Source organism: Actinomadura montaniterrae (assembly GCF_008923365.1).
GTDB classification, from domain to species: domain Bacteria; phylum Actinomycetota; class Actinomycetes; order Streptosporangiales; family Streptosporangiaceae; genus Spirillospora; species Spirillospora montaniterrae.
In genome coordinates this window covers 1-18,440 of record NZ_WBMR01000121.1, presented here as the reverse complement: position 1 = coordinate 18,440, position 18,440 = coordinate 1, and the positions used below count along the sequence as shown (strand labels likewise).

Below are 18,440 nucleotides of genomic sequence, written 5' to 3'. Positions count from 1 at the left end.
GCGTCAGCCCTTCCCCTCGGCGCGGGCCGCCCGGTTCGGGCCGGCGAAGCCGAACAGGTATCCGGCCACCTTGCGCATCTGGACCTCCTCGGCGCCCTCGGTGATCCGGTAGCGGCGGTGATGGCGGTAGATGTGCTCGAACGGGGTGTGCCGGGTGTAGCCGAGACCGCCGTGCACCTGCATCGCCCGGTCGGCCGCCTCGCACACGAACCGGTTCGCGCGGTAGTTGCACATCGAGACCTTGTCGCTGATCTGCACGTGCGGGACCCGGTCCAGCTCCCACGCCGTCTTGCGGACGAGCCCGCGCAGCATCTCCGCCTCGGTCTGCAGCTCCACCAGCGGCCACTGGATCGCCTGCCGCGTCGCGAGCGGCCGCCCGAACGTCACCCGCTCCCGCGCGTACTCGACGCTGCGGTCGACGCAGTACTGGCCCGCGCCGACCCCGGACGCCGCCTGCCGGATCCGGTTCTCGTGCACGAACGTCTGCGCGACGTCGAGCCCTTCGCCGACGGCGCCGAACACCGCCGAGCCCGGCACCCGCACGTCCCGGATGGTGACCTCCGCGTGGTCGGTGGGCATGTTGAGCGTCCACCAGTGGAAGTCGACGGAGAACCCGGGGGCGTCGGTCGGCACGAAGAACGCGGTGATGCCGCGCGCGTCGCCGGGCTCGCCGGACGTGCGGGCGAACACCACGTCGTGGGTGGCCGAGTGCATGCCGGAGTTGAAGCGCTTGGCGCCGTTGATGACCCAGTCACCGCCGTCCGGGACGGCGGTGGTCTCCATCCAGGTCGCGTCGCTGCCGTGGCCGGGCTCGGTGAGGCCGAAGCCGATGCGCTTCTCGCGGGCGAGCATCGGCTGCAGGAACTCCTCCTTCTGCTCGTCCGTCCCGAACTCCAGCAGCATGTGGGCGAACGGGAAGTTGCCGACGACCGACGACTCGTTCTGCAGGTCGTTGTGCAGGCCGAGGCCCTTGTGGGCGAGGTGCTCGCGGATCACCGCCATGTCGAGGTTGGAGCCGCCGGAGCCGCCGAGCTCCTCGGGCAGGCCGTAGCGCAGCCAGCCGGCCGCGTCCGCCCGCCGGAACATCTCGCCGAGCAGCTCCTCCCACTCCCGGCGCGGCACGCCGCCGTTCTCGAAGTCGGTCCGCGCGTACTCGCGGCGGTGGTCGAAGAAGCGCTCGTTGTCGTCCTGCGCCTGCAGCGGCGCGATCTCCCGCTCGATGAACGCGTCGAGATCGGCCAGGAGCCGGGTCAGCTCCGCGGGCAGCTCGAAGTCCACGCACCCTCCCTAACGCTTGCTCAGGTCAGCTTGGCACCGGAGGCGGCTCCCGGGGAAGCCGCGCCCGGTCCGGTCCCGGGGAAGCCGGCCCCCGGTCGCCCCGGGAACGCCGCTCCCGGCCCGAGACGCCGCCCCCGGTCAGCCGATCTTGGTCTCCTGCGACTCCCAGTACGGGTCGCGCAGCTGCCGCTTGAGCGCCTTGCCCGACGGGTTGCGCGGCACCTCGGCGATCCGGTCGTACCCGCGCGGCACCTTGTAGGAGGCCAGGTGCTCGCGGCAGAACGCGTCCAGCTCCGCGTCCGACGCCTCGGCGCCCGGATGCACCACGATCGCGGCGTGCACGGACTCGCCCCACTCCTGCGACGGGATCCCGAACACGGCCGCGTCCGCGATCGCCGGATGCGCGGTCAGCACCGCCTCGATCTCGGCCGGGTAGATGTTCACCCCGCCCGAGATGATCATGTCGGTGCGGCGGTCGCAGATGTAGTAGAAGCCCTCGTCGTCGCGGTAGGCGATGTCGCCGACCGTCAGCCACTCGCCGAGCTTCGCGTCCTCGAACTTGCGGTCCGCCTTGTAGTAGGCGTCGAACGTCGCCTTGCTGCGCACGTACAGGTCGCCCGGCACCCGCGGCTCCTCGACGCGCTCGCCCTTGTCGTCGAACAGCGCGATCTCGATGCCGGGCGCGGGCCGCCCGCAGCTGCCCGGCTTGCGCATCTGGTCCTCCGGCCGCAGGATCGTGTCCACGCCCAGCTCCGTCGACCCGTACACCTCGAACAGCGAGCCTTCGCCGATCTTCTCGACGTAGCGGCGCTTCAGCTCGAACGGCCAGGGCGCCGCGTTGGCGATGAACCGCCGCAGCGACGACAGGTCGCGGGCCGCGATCACCTCGTCCGGCAGGTCCAGCACGCGGCGGATCGGGGTCGGCGCCGAGAACGTCGCCGTCACCCTGTGCTCCTCGACCAGCTCCAGCCAGCGCTCGGGGTCGAAGTCGCGCATCACCACGACCGTCCCGCCCATCTGCTGGACGATCAGCATGAAGCTCATCGGGCCGGAGTGGTACAGCGGGCCGGTCGTCAGGTACACGTCGCCGGGCTGGTAGCCGATCTCCGTCACCAGCCCGATGACGATCTCCGGGTCCGGCTGCCCGCGCACCACGCCCTTCGGCTTGCCGGTCGTCCCGGACGTGTAGAACATCGCGGTGCCCGCCGCCGGGTCGTCGCCCGCGGCGGCCGGTTCTGTCTCCGGGCTGCGGGCGGCCTCGGCGTCCAGGTCGGACGCCCAGTCCGGCACCTGCCCGGTCCCGCTCCGGAACGCCAGCCAGCCGCGGACGCCCCCGGCCTCGCGCGCCGCGAGCTCCAGCTGCGGCGCCTGCTCGACGTCGAACAGCACCAGCGCGCTGTCGGCGTTCGCGACGACGTAGGACGCCTCCTCGGGGCTCAGCCGGTAGTTCAGCGGGACGCCGACCGCGCCGGCCTTGCGCAGCGCGGCGATCAGGGCGACGACCTCGGTACTGTTGCGCCCGCACCAGGTGACCTTGGTGCCGGCCCGGACACCGAGGCCCACGAGCACGTTGGCGTAGCGGTTGACCAGCGCGTTGAACGCGGCGTAGCTCAGCCGCCGGTCCCCCTCGATGATCGCGGTCTTGGACGGGTGCGCGGCGGTCAGCGCCGCCAGCGGGTCGGGGACGGGTGCGGTCACGGTGTCACACTCCCGGTAGCCGGCTGGGATGGCATTGAACGAATGTACGTTGGAATGCAGGCGGAATCCAGAGGAGGATCTTCGTGGACGACGACGCAGGGGCCGGACCGCGGCGCGCGTCCCGCGGCCGCGGGACCCCGGCCCACCGCACGACCGCCGACGTCACGCCCACGTCGAGCGACGCGCTGTCCCGGCCGACCGACACGCCCGGCACCCGGATCCTCATCTCGGCGGCCGTCGAGACGATGTCGGAGAAGGGCTACAACGGCACCTCGGTCCGCGACATCGCCGACCGTGCCGGGATGAGCCCCGCCGTGCTGTACCACTACTTCGGCTCCAAGCACGACCTGCTCGTCGCGATCATGCACCGGACCATCGACCACCTCACCGAGCGCTGCGAGGCCGTCCTGGCCGGCGCCCCGCCCGACCCCGCCCGGCGGCTGCGCAGGCTCGTCCGCGAGCACGTCCTCGTGCACACCGAGCTGCGCCGCGAGGCGGTGCTCGGCGTCGGCGAGATGCACAGCATCGAGCAGCGCGAGCGCGCCCTGCTCATCGCCAAGCGGGACCGGCACGAGCGGATGTTCCACCGCGTCGTGAACGACGGCGCCGCGTGCGGCGCGTTCGGCACGCCGTACCCGTCGGAGGCCGTCCGCGGCATCCTCACGATGGCGACGGGCGTGTCGGTGTGGTTCCGCGAGGACGGCCCGCTCACCGCCGCCGAGGTCGCCGAACGGTTCGGCCGCCTCGCCCTGGCCCTGGTGGAGGCCGATCCCGGCGCGTGACGCCGCCCGTCAGCAGTTCCGCGGCGGCACGGCGCCGGTGCCGGTCGTGCAGCGGACCTGGTCCAGCGAGCGGAGGATCCGGTCGAGGCGCTGCGCGGTGGGGTCGGTGACGTACTCCAGGACGGCGTGGTCGAACGCGGCGGCCATCACGGTCGGCATCGAGTCCGAGGCGTCGAACCGGACCGTCGCCGCGCTCGCCAGGGTCTGCGCGATCCGCCGCGACAGCGGGTCGGGGTACACGCTCGGCGGGACGGACCGGTTGAGCGAGAACGCGCCGCTGCCCGGCCGCTCGATCCACGCCTCCTGGGCCTTCGCCGTGGTCAGGTAGGCGACGAGCTTGCGGGCGGCGGGGGTGGCGCGGAACATGCCGAGCAGGTCCCCGCCGATCTCGACCGCCCGCCCGCCGGGGAACGGGACGAAGTCGTAGTCGCGTCCCGCCTGCGGGCGGCCGGGCGTCTGCCCGTAGAAGGCCGTGATGAACGACCCCGCGTGGTCGAACAGGCAGCCGGGCGGGTCCGCGAACATCGGCGCGCCGGCCTTGCCGTAGCCGGTGAGCAGGATGGCGTCGGTGCCGGTGCGGGTCCCGGCGACGACCGACCCGAACGTCTGCCACGCCTTGCGGACCGGATCGGACGTCCACTGCAGGTTCCCCGAGACCCACTGGTCGTAGACGTCCGGACCGGACTCGTGCAGGATCACGTCCTCGATCCAGTCGGTGCCCGGCCAGCCCGAGTTGGACGTGTCCTCCAGGCCGAGGCACCACGGCTTCGCCGCCGCCCCGGACGCGATCTTCGCCAGGTCGTCGAAGGACGCGATGGGCTGGGCCAGCCGCGCCCGCGTCGCCGCCGGCAGCGTCCGCGGGTCGTACCAGATCAGGCCCTTCACGGCCGCCTTGACGACGATGCCGTAGGGGCGGCGGACGCCGTCCGGGCCGGCCGCGCCGGTCAGGTCGCCGCCGATGCCCTGCTGGGCGCCGCCGACCGGCCTCAGCTCCCCGGCCGCGGCGTAGGTGCGCAGGTCGCCGGGCGTGGCGAGGACGGCGGTGTCGGGCGGCGTGCCGTCGTGCAGCTCGCTGGCGAGGATCGCGCGGGCGTCGCGGGTGCCGGTGTAGTCGACGTGGATGCCGGTGCTCTTCTCGAACCCGGACAGCATCGCGCGGAACGCGTCGCCCTCGGCGCCCGTCCACGAGCCGAGCACGGTCACGCTCTGCCCGGACCCGGTGCCGCCGCAGGACACGGTCGTGAACGCGCAGAGCAGGAGCAGCGCTGCCAGCAGTCGCACGGTCATCTCCTGTACTCGCGTAGCCGGGTCCCCACGCCGAGGGCCGCGAGCACCGCCACGGCCAGCGACAGCAGCGGCAGCCCCGCGTCCAGGCCGCGGGTGTCGGTGGCGTCGGACAGCTTCGCCTCCAGCGGGCGCTGCGCCTTGTCGGCGGCGGCGACGTCCAGGCCGCCGCCCTTCGGCGCGGCGCGCCCGGCGCGGAGCGCCCCGGCGCCGGTGTCGGCGCCGCGGATCTGCGCCTGGATCGTCCGGTCGAAGGCGGGCACCCCGCGGTCGGACGCGTCCGCGAAGGCGTGGTCGACGTGCAGGAACGTCATGGACGTCCAGACGAGCAGCCCGGCCAGGACGGCGCTGGCGGCGGCCAGCGGCAGGTTGATCAGCCGGCGGAACCGCCGCGCCATCGACACCTGCGCGTAGCCGAGGACGCCGAGCAGCACCAGGCCGACGGCGGCGGCGCCGAGCGCGAGGCCCCCGCCGGCCCACGCCGAGTCCCGCTCGCCGTCGATGCCGCGCAGGTCCCGCCGCGCGATCTCGTCGATCCGGGACAGCAGCCCGCCGTCGCCGTGCAGCAGGTCGGAGGCGTAGCCGAGATAGGCGTACCCGAGTTTTTCGAGCCCTTCCCGATAGGTGGCGTCGGCCTGTTCCACGAGCCCCTGATAGGTGACGACCTGCGCGTTCACCGCGCGCAGCAGATCGCGTCCGGCGGCGCCGCCGAAATCGAGTTCGGCGAGGTGCGCGAGATTGTCGCTCGCGGTCGTCAGGTCGTCCCGGAACTGCTGGCCGGGGCCGATGAGCTGGGCCGCGCCGGACCGGAAGCTCTGCCACGCGGCCCGGTCGGCGTCCGACAGCGCGGCGTGCGCGGTGCGGGCGCTGACGTAGGCGGGGGCGCCGCCGTCCTTCACCGACGACACCGCCGACCGGCTCCCGACCAGCACCGCCGTCGCCGCCAGCCAGGACAGCACCGTCAGGCCGACGGCCGCCGCCAGCACCGTCCAGAGCCAGCGCGGGGTGCTCCACTTCCTCGGGACCGCCCGGGCAGCCAGCGCAACCGACACGCGGGCCATGGTAATCCGCGACCGTTTACATATCGCTTACATTTACGCCGGGAATGCCGCTCCCGCCCGTTATCGGGCTGGCCGGTTCAGGTCAGTTTCGCGGGTGTCGCCGCAGCTCATTCCGTTTCGTAGGCGAGATTCGGGCGCAGCCAGCGCTCGATTTCGGGAAGGGCGAGCCCGCGCCGCGCCGCGTAGTCCGCGGTCTGGTCGCGGCCGATCCGGCCGACGGTGAAGTACCGCGAGGACGGATGCGCGAAGATCAGCCCGCTGACGCTGGCGGCCGGGGTCATCGCGTACGACTCGGTCAGCCCGATGCCGAGCCGGTCCGCCCCGAGCAGCTCGAACAGGTCCTTCTTCTCGCTGTGGTCGGGGCTCGCCGGGTAGCCGAGCGCCGGGCGGATGCCGCGGAACCGCTCGGCGTGCAGGTCCTCCAGCTTGGGGTCGGCGTCCGGCTCGAACCAGTCGCGCCGTGCCTGGAGGTGCGCGTACTCGGCGAACGCCTCGGCGAGCCGGTCCGCGAGCGCCTTCACCATGATCGACCGGTAGTCGTCGTTGTCGGCCTCGAACTGGGCGGCGAGCTCCTCCGCGCCGAGCACCGTGACCGCGAACCCGCCGAGGTGGTCGCCCTCCGGGGCGATGTAGTCGGCCAGGCACCGGTTGGGGCGGCCCTCCGGCTTGGCGGTCTGCTGCCGCAGCATCGGGAAGCGGGCCTCGCCGCCGTCGAGGACGATGTCGTCGCCCTCGGAGTGCGCGGGCCAGAACGCGTAGGCGCCGCGGGCGCGCAGCAGCCCGTCCGCGATGATCTTGTCGAGGAGGCCGTTGCCGTCGTCGAACAGCTCCCGCGCGACCGGCTGGTCGAGGATCGCCGGGTACTTGCCCTTCAGCTCCCAGGCGAGGAAGAAGAACTGCCAGTCGATCATCGCGCGCAGCTCGTCCAGGTCCGGCTCGAGGACGCGCACCCCGGTGAAGGCGGGCACGGGCAGGTCGTCGAACGGCACGCTCTCGCGGTTGGCGCGGGCCTGCTCGATCGTCAGCATCGGCGCGCGCTGCTTCTTCTCGTGCTGCTCGCGGAGCCGCTGCTGCTCCTCGGCGTTGGAGATCGCGAGGGCCCCGGCGCGCTCGGCGTCGAGCAGGTCCGAGACGACGCCGACGACGCGGGAGGCGTCCAGCACGTGCACGGTGGTCTGGTCGTAGGCGGGCGCGATCCGCACCGCGGTGTGCTGGCGGGACGTGGTGGCGCCGCCGATCAGCAGCGGCAGCTTCATCCCCCGGCGCTGCATCTCGGCCGCCACCGACACCATCTCGTCCAGCGACGGGGTGATCAGCCCGGACAGCCCGATCGCGTCGGCGTTCTCCGCGACCGCGGTGTCGAGGATCTTCGCGGCGGGCACCATCACGCCGAGGTCGACGACGTCGTAGTTGTTGCAGCCGAGGACGACGCCGACGATGTTCTTGCCGATGTCGTGCACGTCGCCCTTGACGGTCGCGAGGACGATCTTGCCCTGGCCGCGGTCGGACTCGACGCGGCCCTCGGCCAGCGCCTTCTCCTTCTCCGCCTCCATGAACGGTTCCAGGTAGGCGACCGAGCGCTTCATCGCGCGGGCGCTCTTGACCACCTGCGGCAGGAACATCTTCCCGGACCCGAACAGGTCGCCGACGACCTTCATGCCGTCCATCAGCGGGCCCTCGATGACGTCGAGCGGGCGCGGCAGCTTCTGCCGGGCCTCCTCGGTGTCCTCCTCGATGAAGTCCACGATCCCGTGGACGAGGGCGTGCGACAGCCGCTCCTCCACCGGCGCCTCGCGCCAGGAGAGGTCGATCTCGCGCTTGGTGCCCTTGCCCTTGACGTTCTCGGCGAACGACACCAGCCGGTCGGTGGCGTCCGGGCGCCGGTCGAACAGCACGTCCTCGACGAGTTCGAGCAGGTCGGCGGGGATGTCCTCGTAGACGGCGAGCTGCCCGGCGTTGACGATGCCCATGTCCAGCCCGGCCTTCACCGCGTGGAACAGGAACGCCGAGTGCATCGCCTCGCGGACGACCTCGTTGCCGCGGAACGAGAACGACAGGTTGGAGATGCCGCCGCTGGTGCGGGCGCCGGGGCAGCGCTCCTTGATCCGCGGCAGCGCGTCGATGAACGCCTTGGCGTACCCGTTGTGCTCGGCGATGCCGGTCGCGACGGCGAGCACGTTCGGGTCGAAGATGATGTCCTCGGCCGCGAACCCGGCCTTCTGCGTGAGCAGGTCGTAGGCGCGGCCGCAGATCTCCACCTTGCGGTCGGCGGTGTCGGCCTGGCCCTGCTCGTCGAACGCCATGACGACGACGCCGGCGCCGAAGTCGCGGATGCGGCGGGCCTGCTCCAGGAACGGCTCCTCGCCCTCCTTGAGGCTGATCGAGTTGACGACGCCCTTGCCCTGGACGGTCTTCAGCCCGGCCTCCAGCACGCTCCACCGCGAGCTGTCCACCATGATCGGGATGCGGGCCACCTCGGGCTCGGTCGCGATCAGGTTGAGGAACGTCGTCATCTCCCGCTCGCTGTCGAGCAGGTCGGCGTCCATGTTGACGTCGAGGAGGTTCGCGCCGCCGCGGACCTGCTCCAGCGCCACGTCCACGGCGGCCTGGTGGTCGCCCGCCTCGATGAGGTTGCGGAACCGCTTGGAGCCGGTGACGTTGGTGCGCTCGCCGATCATGACGAAGCCGGTGTCCTGGCCGATCTCGAACGGCTCGAGGCCGCTGTAGCGGGTCGCCCTGCGGGGGCGGGCCACCTCGCGCGGCGCCTTGCCGCGGACGGCCTCGGCGATGCGGGCGATGTGCGCGGGGGTCGTCCCGCAGCAGCCGCCCGCGATGTTGACGATCCCGGAGGCGGCGAACTCGCCGAGCTTGCTCCCGGTCTCCTCCGGGGTCTGGTCGTAGCCGCCGAACGCATTCGGCAGTCCCGCGTTCGGATGGCTCGCGGTGTAGGTGCCGGCGAGGCGGGAGAGCTCCTCGACGTGGGGACGCATCTCGTCGGCGCCGAGCGAGCAGTTCAGGCCGACGACGAGCGGCTCGGCGTGCTCGACGGACCGCCAGAACGCCTCGACCGTCTGGCCGGACAGCGTGCGCCTGGACACGTCGACGAACAACGAGATCCAGAGCGGCAGGTCGGGGGCGACCTCGCGGGCGGCGACGACCGCCGCCTTCGCGTTCAGCGTGTCGAAGATCGTCTCGATCAGCAGCAGGTCGACGCCGCCCTCGGCCAGGCCCGCGATCTGCTCCGCGTAGGCGGCCTTGACCTGGTCGAACGTGACGGCGCGGTAGGCGGGGTCGTCGACGTGCGGGGACAGCGAGAGCGTGACGTTGAGGGGGCCGACGGAGCCGGCGACGAACCGGTTCCCGTACTCGTCGGCGGCCTGCCGGGCGAGCCGGGCGCCCTGCACGTTCATCTCGCGGACGAGGCCCTCCAGCCCGTAGTCGGCCTGGCCGATGCTCGTCGCGGTGAAGGTGTTGGTGGTGGTGATGTCGGCGCCGGCGTCGAGGTACTGCCGGTGGACGTCGAGGATCACGTCCGGCCGGGTGAGGTTCAGCAGGTCGGGGTCGCCGGTGACGTCCTTCTCGTGGTCGCCGCCGATGCGCTCGCCCCGGTAGTCCCCGGGGGTGAGCCCGGCGCCCTGGAGCATCGTGCCCCACGCCCCGTCGAGCACCACGACCCGCTCGCCCAGAAGCCCGCGCAGCTCTTCGGTCCTGCCCACCAGCCACCTCCCGTGTCGTTGGGAGGCGCCCTTGCGTGTACCGGTCTCGGGCCGAGCGTGGCGGACGCCCGCGCGTCCGTTGCAGCGCCTCTCGGCCCGACTCCGAGGTTACCGAATGGACCCGGCGCCTGTGAAACTCCCGTCCCTCTTTCCCGCACAACCCCAGGCGAGAGCGGTGAAACGGTCAGCGTCGGCCGCAAGCCCGGCGCAGCGCCGCGGCGAACGCGCCCGGATCGGGGTCCGGGAGGACGGCGGCGAGGTGCCCGTCGGGCCGGACGAGGTGAACGGTGCCGGGTCCCGCCTTCAGCGCGGCACGGATGGCACCGGTGGTGTCGATGGCGTCCAGGGCGTGGACCGCGACGGGGACGCCGCTTGCCGACTCCTCGATCCGCGCAACTCCTCCTTGGTCGGCGGCCAGGGCGACGAATTCCGTGCCGAACAGCCGCCGCAGCCTGGTCTTGCGTCCGTCGACGACGCAGGGCCCGTCGGGGCAGAGGACGCCGGGGATCGGCGGCCGGACGGCCCCGGCGGCGCGCGGGAACACGTCGACCGGCCCGGACGGGGTGGTCAGCGGCGAGTCCAGGTACCAGTACGGCTCGGCGAGCTTCCCGGAGTCGATGCGGGCACGGGCCTCGGGGTCGGTGAGCGCCGCTTCCAGCGCGGTCAGCCGCCGGGTCCTCTCCTCGGGGGTGTGCGGGACGAGGAACTCCATGGTGCGCGTCGTGACCGCCAGGTTCTCCAGCGCCGCCGCCCGGCGTTCGGCGTCGTAGCTCGCGAGCAGGTCCTCGGAGCCGTGGCCGCGGCGGACGAACGCGATCTTCCAGGCGAGGTTCTCGGCGTCCTGCACGCCGGAGTTCAGCCCGCGCGCGCCGAACGGCGCGTACAGGTGCGCCGCGTCCCCCGCGAGGAAGGCCCGGCCGCGGCGGAACGTCTCGGCGCACCGCTGGTGGAACCGGTACACCGACGCCCACATGATCTCGTAGGGGGCGTCGCCGGTGATCTTCCGGATGCGGTCGTCCAGGGCCCCGGAATCCCGCTCGGCCTCGAAGTCGTAGCCGGCGGGCATCTGCCAGTCGATCCGCCAGGTCCGGTCGGGGCACTGGTGCACCAGCACCTGCCGTCCGGGGTTCCATTCCGGGTCGAAGTGGAACCGGCGCTCGTTCGGGAACGGCAGGCTGGCCCGGATGTCGCAGATGAGGAACCTGTCGTCGAACGAATGGCCGGGGAAATCGACGCCGAGCAGCCGGCGGACCGCGCTGTGCGGGCCGTCCGCGCCGACCAGGTGGCTCCCGGCGACGGTGACCTCGCCGTCCGGGGCTTCCGCGCGGACCCGCACGCCGTCATCGTCCTGGTGGAGGCCGGTGACAAGGTGCCCGTACCGGACGTCCACCAGCGGTGCGGCGTCCGCCAGGTCGCGCAGGTACCGCTCGACCTCGGCCTGCGAGATGTTGATCCAGGGCGGGACGTCGCCGCTCCCGGCGTCCGGGAACGTGACCTTGAACAGTTCGGTGCCGCGATAATAGGTGCGGCCGGTGGTCCAGGTAACGCCGCGCGCGATCATCTTGTCGGCGCAGCCGATCCGGTCCAGCACGTCGAGGACGTCGCGCTGGAAGCAGATCGCCTTGGACCCGATCGGTTCGCAGCGGTCGGCAGCCTCTAGCACGACCGAGGGCACGCCGGAGCGCGCCAGCAGCAGCGCGGTGACCAGGCCCACCGGCCCGGCGCCGGCGACGACGACCGGCTCCGCGGGTCCAGTGTCAGCCCTGGAGTTCATCCCAGACGGCCCGGTCGCGTTCGGCGGTCCAGATGACCGGGCGTTCGATGCCGGACAGCTCGTCCCACAACCGGGACACATCGAACGGCAGGCAGTGCTCGAAGATCGGCCACCGCCCGTACTCCGGCTCCAGCTCCGCATGGACCGCCTCGAACGCCTCCCTCAGCGTCCCACCGCGCCCCTGCACCGCCGTCACCTCGCGGATCATCACCTGGAGGAAGTGCCGGGTCTGGCCGATCGCCGCGTCCACCGCCTCCCGGCCGGACGCCACCGCGCCGCGCCCGCCCACCAGCGCCTCGGCGCCCAGCGCCGCGACCCGATCCAACGTCCCCGACGCCCAATCACGATGGAAGGCATCACCGGTGTACAACGCCGCCTGCGCCTCCACCAGATCACCGGCGAACAACACCTTCTGCTTCGGCAGCCACGCCACGATGTCGCCCTCGGTGTGCCCGCGCCCGCAGTACTGAAGGACCAGCTCGCCGCGGTCCCCGCCCAGCTGGATCGTGAACCGGTCGCTGAACGTCGCCGTCGGCCACGTCAACCCCGGAATCGACTCCGGCTCCTTGAACAGCCGCGGCATCCGGCCGAACTCCGACTCCCAGTCCTGCTTCCCGCGCTCGGCGACCAGCTCCCGTGTCTTCTCGTGCGCCACGATGACGTCGGCGTCGAACGCGCTCGCACCCAGCACCCGCACCGCGTGATAGTGCGACAACACCAGATACCGGACCGGCTTATCGGTGTGCTCACGCAGCAACGCCAGCCACTCGCGCGCCGCCACCGGCGTCGCCAGCGCCTCGAAGCACACAACGAAGTCCTCGCCCTCCACCGCCCCGACATTCGGATCGCCCTCGGCGGTCAACGCGTACACGCCGTCCGCGAGCACCTCCAGACTCCGCTCCTTCTCCGCCAGATCGGCCGACGACGCGAACGGTTTCATCCCAGATCCCTCCCCGCGCTCCCGCGGACTCGGCACCCTCGTGTCCTGCCCGGGGAAGCCCGAGGCGGAACAACGAACCCCGACAGGCCGCCGGGCCGGTGCTTGGCAGAGTCTTCCGGCGGCCCTACTTGCCGATGAAGCCCTTGGACTGGAGCCACTTCTGGGCGACGTCCGTGGCCTCCTGGCCCTTGATGTCGACCTCGCCGTTGAGGGTCTGCAGGACCGAGTCGCTGAGCGCCGCCGCGATCGGGTTCATGATCTTCTCGATGGCCGGGTGGTCCTTGTAGACCGAGTCGCGCAGCGTCAGCGCGGGGTTGTAGACGGGGAAGAACTTCTTGTCGTCGGGGATCGAGTTGAGGCCGAGCGCCTTGATCCGGCCGTCGGTCGTCGCGACCTCGCCGAAGTTGCACGGCTTGCCCTTGCCGATGGCGTCGTAGATGGCGCCCTCGGCGAGGGTCGCGACCGACGACTTCGGCAGCGTGAACCCGTACGCCTTCTGCAGCCCCGGCCATCCGTCGCTGCGCCCGGCGAACTCGCTGGCCACGCACGTGGACGCCTTGGCGGGATCGGTGTGCGCGAGCTTGGCGTAGCCGGACAGGTCCGTGATCCCGAGCTGCTGCATCGTGGTCGTCTTCACCGCGATGGCGTAGGTGTTGTTGGCGGGCGCGGCGGCCAGCCACTTCACATGGTTCTTGGTGAGGTCCTGCTGCGCGACGGCCTGGTACTGCTCGGCGGCGTTGTTGAGCGGCTTGGTGTTCTTCAGGTAGTTGATCCAGGCCGTCCCGGTGTACTCCCAGTACATGTCGATGCTGCCGGACGTCAGCGCGGCGCGCGTGGTGTTGCTGCCCTGCAGCCCGCACTTCTCCTTGACGGTCGCGCCCGCCGACCGCAGCGCCAGCGCCGTGATCTGGCAGAGGACGAGCTGCTCGGTGAACTCCTTGCCGCCGACCGTGACGGTGGCGCCCTTGAGCGAGTTGCCCTTGGCGAGGCTGCCCGCCTTGGCGTCGGTGCCGGACGAGCTGAAGCACCCGGCGGTCAGCGTGACGGCGGCGACGGAGGCGACGATGGGGAGCGTGCGCATGGTGACTCTCCTCGGGGGATTCAGATGCCGCGCGGGCGCAGGTAGTGCTCGACGATGCCGATGAGCCAGTCCGCCGCCATCGCGAGGACGGCGGTCAGGACGCTTCCGGTGAGCAGGATCGGGGTCCGGTTCAGCGCGATGCCGGTGTTGATGAGGTCGCCGAGGCCGCCGGCGTTGGTGAACGCGGCGAGCGTCGCGCTGCCGACGTTGAGGATGACCGCGACGCGGACGCTGGCGAGGATCACCGGCACGGCGAGCGGCAGCTCCACGCGCAGCAGCACCGCCGTCCGGGACAGCCCGATGCCGCGCCCGGCGTCGATCAGCGCGGGGTCGACGCCCTGCAGCCCGACCATGGTGTTGCGCAGCACGGGCAGCGCGGACACGAGGATGAGCGCGATCACCGCCTTCTGGAAGCCGATCCCGACCGTGACGGCGAGCAGCACCAGCACCCCGATGGACGGGACGGCCTGCCCGACGTTCGCCAGCGCGAGGAACGGCGCGGCCAGGGCGCGCAGCCCCGGCCTGGTCAGCAGCACGCCGAGCGGGATCGCGATCGCGAGGACGAGCGCCGTCGACACCGCCACCAGCTCGATGTGCTCGACGAACCGCTGGGTGATCACGTCCCGGTTGATGGAGCGCTTCTCGATCGCGTCGAGATGCCGTCCGTGCAGGTAGGCGAAGAGCGCGGCGGTCGCGAGGACGAGGACGACCGGTGTCGCGACCACCCCGGTGGCGGAGCGGCGGGCCTTCTCCGGCTCCGCCCGGTCCCGTGAGGTGGCGCCGCCGCGCGGGCCGTCGGGGCGGCCGTCGAGCATCGTCGTGACGCTCATCGGCGGCCGCTCTCCCCGTTCGGCGCCCTCGTCAGCGGCGGCCCGGCGGACGGTGCCCCGCCGGCGTGCGGCGTCTCCCGGACGATCGCCGACCACGAGACGGCGCCCGCGGGCCGGCCGTCCTCGTCCAGGACGACGGCGCCCTCGTCGCCGGCCCGCAGCATCGCGTCGAGCGCCTCGTACAGGCTCTGGTCCGCGCGGACGCTCGTCGACACGGCGCCGACCGCCTCGACCGGCACCAGCTCGATGGACCCGACCTCGACCAGCCGGAGCCGCCGCATCGCGGCGCCCGCGCCGACGAACGACGCGACGAACTCGTCGGCGGGCTCGGCGAGGATCGCCGCGGGCGTGTCGTACTGGACGAGCCGGGCGCGCTCGCCGAGCATCGCGATCCGGTCGCCGAGCTTGAGCGCCTCCGTCAGGTCGTGCGTGACCAGCACGATCGTCTTGCCGATCCGCGCCTGCAGCTCCAGGAACGCGTCCTGCAGCCGCTCCCGCGTGATCGGGTCGATCGCACCGAACGGCTCGTCCATCAGCATCGCGGGCGGGTCGGCGGCGAGCGCGCGGGCCACCCCGACGCGCTGCTGCTGCCCGCCCGACAGCTCCTTGGGATAGCGGCCCCGGAACGTCCCCGGGTCGAGGCCGACCAGGTCGAGCAGCTCGTCGACGCGGGCGCCGACCCGCTTCTTGTCCCAGCCGAGCGTCCGCGGGATCAGGCCGATGTTCCCGGCGATCGTCATGTGCGGGAACAGCCCGACCTGCTGGATGACGTAGCCGATGCGGCGGCGCAGCTCGTCGGGGTTCACCCGGGTGACGTCCTCGCCGTCGAGGAAGATGCGCCCCTCCGTCGGCTCGATCAGCCGGTTGATCAGCCGCAGCGTCGTCGTCTTGCCGCAGCCGGACGGCCCGAGCAGCACGACGATCTCGCCCTCCCGGACGCTCAGCGTGAGCCCGTCCACGGCCGGCGCGTCCTGCCCGGGGTAGCGCTTGGTGACGGCGTCGAGCCGGATCATCTCCTTCATCGCATGCCCCTCGGTGTGGTCAGCCGCGACACCACGGCGAACAGCAGGTCCAGGGCGAGCGCGAGCAGCGCGACGCCGAGCGTGCCGGCGAGCGTGTCGTTCAGCGCGTTCGCGCCGCCGATCCGCGACAGCCCCCCGAAGATCAGCTCGCCGAGCCCGGGGCCGGCGACGGCGGCGGCGATCGCGGCGATCGCGACCGTCATGATCGTGGCGACCCGGACCCCGGTGAGCACGACCGGCCAGGCCAGCGGCAGCCGGACCCGCAGCATCCGGCTCGCGCGGCCGAGCCCCATCCCCCGCGCCGCCTCCTCGACCGCGCCCGGCACCGACTCCAGCCCGGTGATCGTGTTGCGCAGGATCGGGAACACCGCGTACAGCACCAGCGCCGTGATCGTCGGCGCGAGGCCCAGCCCGAACAGCGGGATCAGCAGCCCGAACAGCGCCAGCGACGGGACGGTCAGCATCGTGCCGGTGACGCCGAGCGCGAGCCGGCTGAGCCGCGGGCGGCCCTCCACCGCGATGCCGAGGCCGATCCCGATGACCGCGGCGATGCCGACGGCGATCAGCACCACCTCGGCGTGCTCGGCCATCTGCCGCGCGATCGTCGGCCACCGGTCGGCGAGGTAGTCGGAGAAGCTCACGGGCGCCTCCCGCCGCTCGGCGGTAAGGGCGGGGGAACCTGGGCGCGGACGGTCAGGCGGGCGTCTCCCATACCAGAAGAGGCTGCCTACGGGTGATCAATAAGGCAAGAAAAGTCAGGACACAGATCTGTTAACCGGGACTCAGCCCGGTTCGTCCCGCAGGTGGCGCAGCAGCAGTGCCAGGTCCAGCCGCAGCCGCCCGCCCGGCGCGTGGAAGGAGAACCCGAGCCGCCGTTCCGCGTGCGACAGCCGCGCCGCGATCGTGCTGTGGTGGCGGTGTACGCGAGCGGCGGCCTTGCGGGTCGAGCCGGTCGCGCAGAACGCGACCAGGACCTCCAGGACGTCGTCGCCGTGCGGTTCGGCAGCGAGCCGGTCGAGCGCCGCCACGTCCGCGACCTGGGCGATGTCCTCGGGACGCAGCCGCGCGGCGATCGCGGCGAGCGCGCCGAGCCGGTCGTGGCGCACCACCGCCGGCAGGCCCTCGCCGAGCGTCGTGAACCGCAGCGCGGACCGGGCCGCGCGCCAGGACTCCGGCGCGCCGGCGCCGGGCAGCGCGGGACCGATCCCGATCCGCGTCCCGTCCGGCGTCCGGTGCTCCAGGTCCGCCGGGACGTCCCGGGCCAGGACCGCGTGGACGGGTCCGAGCGCCGCGGCGCGCGCGTCCGGGCCGAGGGCGCCGAGCACCGCGGCCGCGTCGCCGCCCGCCACGGCCAGCACGTGCAGCGGGGCGGACGGCTCGAACCGCATCGCCCGCAACGCGCGGGACCGTTCGGCCTCCGCGGCGTCCGCCGACACGACCAGCTCCACCAGCGCGGCGTCGTCCCGCCGGTCGTGCTCGCGCTCCAGCAGCACCGTCGCCGCGAAGGCGAACCGTTCGAGGACGATCTCGTCGAGCGGGAGCGGCGCGCCGGTCCGCTCCAGCCACACGAGCCCGGTCTCGGCGAACTCCCGGACGGACCGCTCCCCCGCCGCCGCGCCGGGCTCCGAGCGCAGCGAGATCCCGCGCGACGGATCGGCCAGCCCGGCGGGGCACTCGGCGAGCGTCGCGGTGGCGCGCACCAGCGCGCGCGGGCTCGCGCGTCCCGCGATCAGCCGGTCGAAGAAGCCGATCACCCGGACGGCGTTCTCCGCGTCGGCGTCCAGCCCCGACAACCGCAGGAGCAGCCCTTTCATGGACGGATCGTACGCCACCCGACGATCGGCGGATTCCGGTCCGCGATCCCCGCCGGTCGGCGGCTGGGCGGGACCGCGGATCGCGGTGAGACTGGTGTCCAGCCGCCGAGAGGAGCCGGAACGTGACGTACGCCTTCGACCCGGAGCTCGCCCCGTGGATCTCCATGATCCCCGAGATCACGCTGACCGACCCCGCCGCGATGCGGGAGGCCGACGACCGGCTGCTCGCCGCGCGTCCCCGGTACGAGCCGCCCGTCCCGGTCGACATCCGCGACGTCGCCGTCCCCGGGCCCGCCGGTGCCCCGGACGTGCCGGTGCGGATCTTCACCCCGTCCGCCGCCGACGGCCCGCTGCCCGGCCTGCTCTACATCCACGGCGGCGGGTTCGTCCTCGGGAACGTCGACGCCTTCCACGACGACGCGCTGTGCATCGCGGCGGAGGTCGGCGCGGTGGTGCTGTCGGTGGAGTACCGGCTCGCGCCCGAGCACCCGTTCCCCGCCGGCCTCGAGGACTGCTACGCCGCGCTGACCTGGACCGCCGGCAACGCCGGCGACCTCGGCATCGACCCCGGCCGGCTCGCGGTCGGCGGCGAGAGCGCGGGCGGCGGACTGTCCGCCGCGACCGCGCTGCTGGCCCGCGACCGCGGCGGCCCCGCGCTCTGCTTCCAGCTCCTCGGCATCCCCGAGCTCGACGACCGGCTCGACACCCCGTCGATGCGCGCGTTCACCGACACCCCGATCTGGAACCGCCCGAACGCCGAGCTGAGCTGGGACTACTACCTCGGCAAGGGGGTGCGCGGCACCGCCGGGGTCTCCCCCTACGCGGCGCCCGCCCGCGCCGAGGACCTCACCGGGCTGCCGCCCGCCTACGTCACCACCTGCGAGTTCGACCCGCTCCGCGACGAGGGCCTCGCCTACGCGCTGCGGCTCGTCCAGGCGGGCGTCGGGACGGAGGTGCACCACTACCCGGGGACGTTCCACGGCTCGGCCCTGATCCAGGACGCCGCCGTCTCCCGCCGCATGGCCGCCGACCGGCTCGGCGTGCTCCGCCGCGCACTGCAAACCGTCGAGCAGCCCGCCTGACCCCGGCACCCCTGCGCGCGGCGCCCGCCTAGGCGTGGCGCCGCGAGCGAGCACGGCAGCCGGGCGCGGGCGCGGCAC

The 18,440-nt window shown here is 72.8% G+C and carries 14 protein-coding genes; 2 read left to right on the top strand and 12 right to left on the bottom strand.

Features of this window, described 5'->3' with window-relative positions; genetic code table 11:
- Positions 1 to 3: 3 nt before the first annotated feature.
- Both F9B16_RS31740 and F9B16_RS31735 read right to left on the bottom strand, forming a co-directional pair.
- Positions 4 to 1,278, bottom strand: coding sequence for an acyl-CoA dehydrogenase family protein (locus F9B16_RS31740; protein WP_151543902.1), 1,275 nt, complete (start codon positions 1,276 to 1,278; stop codon positions 4 to 6).
- 138 nt (positions 1,279 to 1,416) lie between these two features.
- Positions 1,417 to 2,976: a class I adenylate-forming enzyme family protein gene (locus F9B16_RS31735; protein ID WP_192809083.1), complete on the bottom strand. Its 1,560-nt coding sequence runs from the start codon at positions 2,974 to 2,976 to the stop codon at positions 1,417 to 1,419.
- 83 nt (positions 2,977 to 3,059) lie between these two features.
- Between F9B16_RS31735 and F9B16_RS31730 the strand changes: the two genes are divergently transcribed.
- Complete coding sequence (locus F9B16_RS31730; protein ID WP_151543900.1) at positions 3,060 to 3,758, top strand: TetR/AcrR family transcriptional regulator; 699 nt, start codon at positions 3,060 to 3,062, stop codon at positions 3,756 to 3,758.
- A gap of 9 nt (positions 3,759 to 3,767) precedes the next feature.
- Here the strand turns inward: F9B16_RS31730 and F9B16_RS31725 are convergent, their stop codons facing one another.
- The 10 genes from F9B16_RS31725 to F9B16_RS31680 form a co-directional block, all read right to left on the bottom strand.
- Positions 3,768 to 5,039, bottom strand: a complete 1,272-nt coding sequence (locus tag F9B16_RS31725; protein ID WP_192809082.1) for an ABC transporter substrate-binding protein — start codon at positions 5,037 to 5,039, stop codon at positions 3,768 to 3,770.
- A 2-nt stretch (positions 5,040 to 5,041) separates the two neighbouring features.
- Positions 5,042 to 6,094, bottom strand: a complete 1,053-nt coding sequence (locus F9B16_RS31720) for a hypothetical protein (RefSeq protein ID WP_151543898.1) — start codon at positions 6,092 to 6,094, stop codon at positions 5,042 to 5,044.
- 116 nt (positions 6,095 to 6,210) lie between these two features.
- On the bottom strand, positions 6,211 to 9,819 hold the full coding sequence (gene metH, locus F9B16_RS31715; protein ID WP_151543897.1) for a methionine synthase: 3,609 nt from the start codon (positions 9,817 to 9,819) through the stop codon (positions 6,211 to 6,213).
- Between the two features lie 184 nt (positions 9,820 to 10,003).
- Positions 10,004 to 11,593, bottom strand: a complete 1,590-nt coding sequence (locus tag F9B16_RS31710; protein ID WP_151543896.1) for an FAD-dependent monooxygenase — start codon at positions 11,591 to 11,593, stop codon at positions 10,004 to 10,006.
- A complete protein-coding gene (locus F9B16_RS31705) occupies positions 11,577 to 12,533 on the bottom strand; it encodes an MBL fold metallo-hydrolase (RefSeq protein WP_151543895.1) in 957 nt (318 codons plus the stop codon). Before F9B16_RS31705 ends, F9B16_RS31710 begins: the two co-directional genes overlap by 17 nt.
- 124 nt (positions 12,534 to 12,657) lie before the next feature.
- The gene (locus F9B16_RS31700) at positions 12,658 to 13,614 is read right to left on the bottom strand and encodes a glycine betaine ABC transporter substrate-binding protein (RefSeq protein WP_151543894.1); all 957 of its coding nucleotides are present in this window, start codon (positions 13,612 to 13,614) and stop codon (positions 12,658 to 12,660) included.
- A 20-nt stretch (positions 13,615 to 13,634) separates the two neighbouring features.
- The gene (locus F9B16_RS31695) at positions 13,635 to 14,444 is read right to left on the bottom strand and encodes an ABC transporter permease (RefSeq protein WP_225992114.1); all 810 of its coding nucleotides are present in this window, start codon (positions 14,442 to 14,444) and stop codon (positions 13,635 to 13,637) included.
- On the bottom strand, positions 14,441 to 15,466 hold the full coding sequence (locus tag F9B16_RS31690) for an ABC transporter ATP-binding protein (protein WP_225992113.1): 1,026 nt from the start codon (positions 15,464 to 15,466) through the stop codon (positions 14,441 to 14,443). The genes F9B16_RS31695 and F9B16_RS31690 overlap by 4 nt, the downstream gene beginning before the upstream one ends.
- Entirely contained in the window at positions 15,463 to 16,107 is a 645-nt protein-coding gene (locus F9B16_RS31685; protein WP_225992112.1) for an ABC transporter permease, read from the bottom strand. The genes F9B16_RS31690 and F9B16_RS31685 overlap by 4 nt, the downstream gene beginning before the upstream one ends.
- A 141-nt stretch (positions 16,108 to 16,248) precedes the next feature.
- Complete coding sequence (locus F9B16_RS31680; RefSeq protein WP_151543893.1) at positions 16,249 to 17,280, bottom strand: helix-turn-helix domain-containing protein; 1,032 nt, start codon at positions 17,278 to 17,280, stop codon at positions 16,249 to 16,251.
- 122 nt (positions 17,281 to 17,402) lie between these two features.
- Here F9B16_RS31680 and F9B16_RS31675 point away from each other — a divergent pair, with 122 nt between their 5' ends.
- Positions 17,403 to 18,362, top strand: a complete 960-nt coding sequence (locus F9B16_RS31675; RefSeq protein ID WP_151543892.1) for an alpha/beta hydrolase — start codon at positions 17,403 to 17,405, stop codon at positions 18,360 to 18,362.
- The last annotated feature ends 78 nt before the right edge of the window (positions 18,363 to 18,440 follow it).

What these genes read in the sequence shown, in the direction of transcription:
- F9B16_RS31710 (WP_151543896.1), bottom strand. Translation starts at nt 11,593, where the DNA reads ATGAACTCCAGGGCTGACACTGGACCCGCGGAGCCGGTCGTCGTCGCC.
- F9B16_RS31705 (WP_151543895.1), bottom strand. Translation starts at nt 12,533, where the DNA reads ATGAAACCGTTCGCGTCGTCGGCCGATCTGGCGGAGAAGGAGCGGAGT.
- F9B16_RS31700 (WP_151543894.1), bottom strand. Translation starts at nt 13,614, where the DNA reads ATGCGCACGCTCCCCATCGTCGCCTCCGTCGCCGCCGTCACGCTGACC.
- F9B16_RS31695 (WP_225992114.1), bottom strand. Translation starts at nt 14,444, where the DNA reads ATGAGCGTCACGACGATGCTCGACGGCCGCCCCGACGGCCCGCGCGGC.
- F9B16_RS31690 (WP_225992113.1), bottom strand. Translation starts at nt 15,466, where the DNA reads ATGAAGGAGATGATCCGGCTCGACGCCGTCACCAAGCGCTACCCCGGG.
- F9B16_RS31680 (WP_151543893.1), bottom strand. Translation starts at nt 17,280, where the DNA reads ATGAAAGGGCTGCTCCTGCGGTTGTCGGGGCTGGACGCCGACGCGGAG.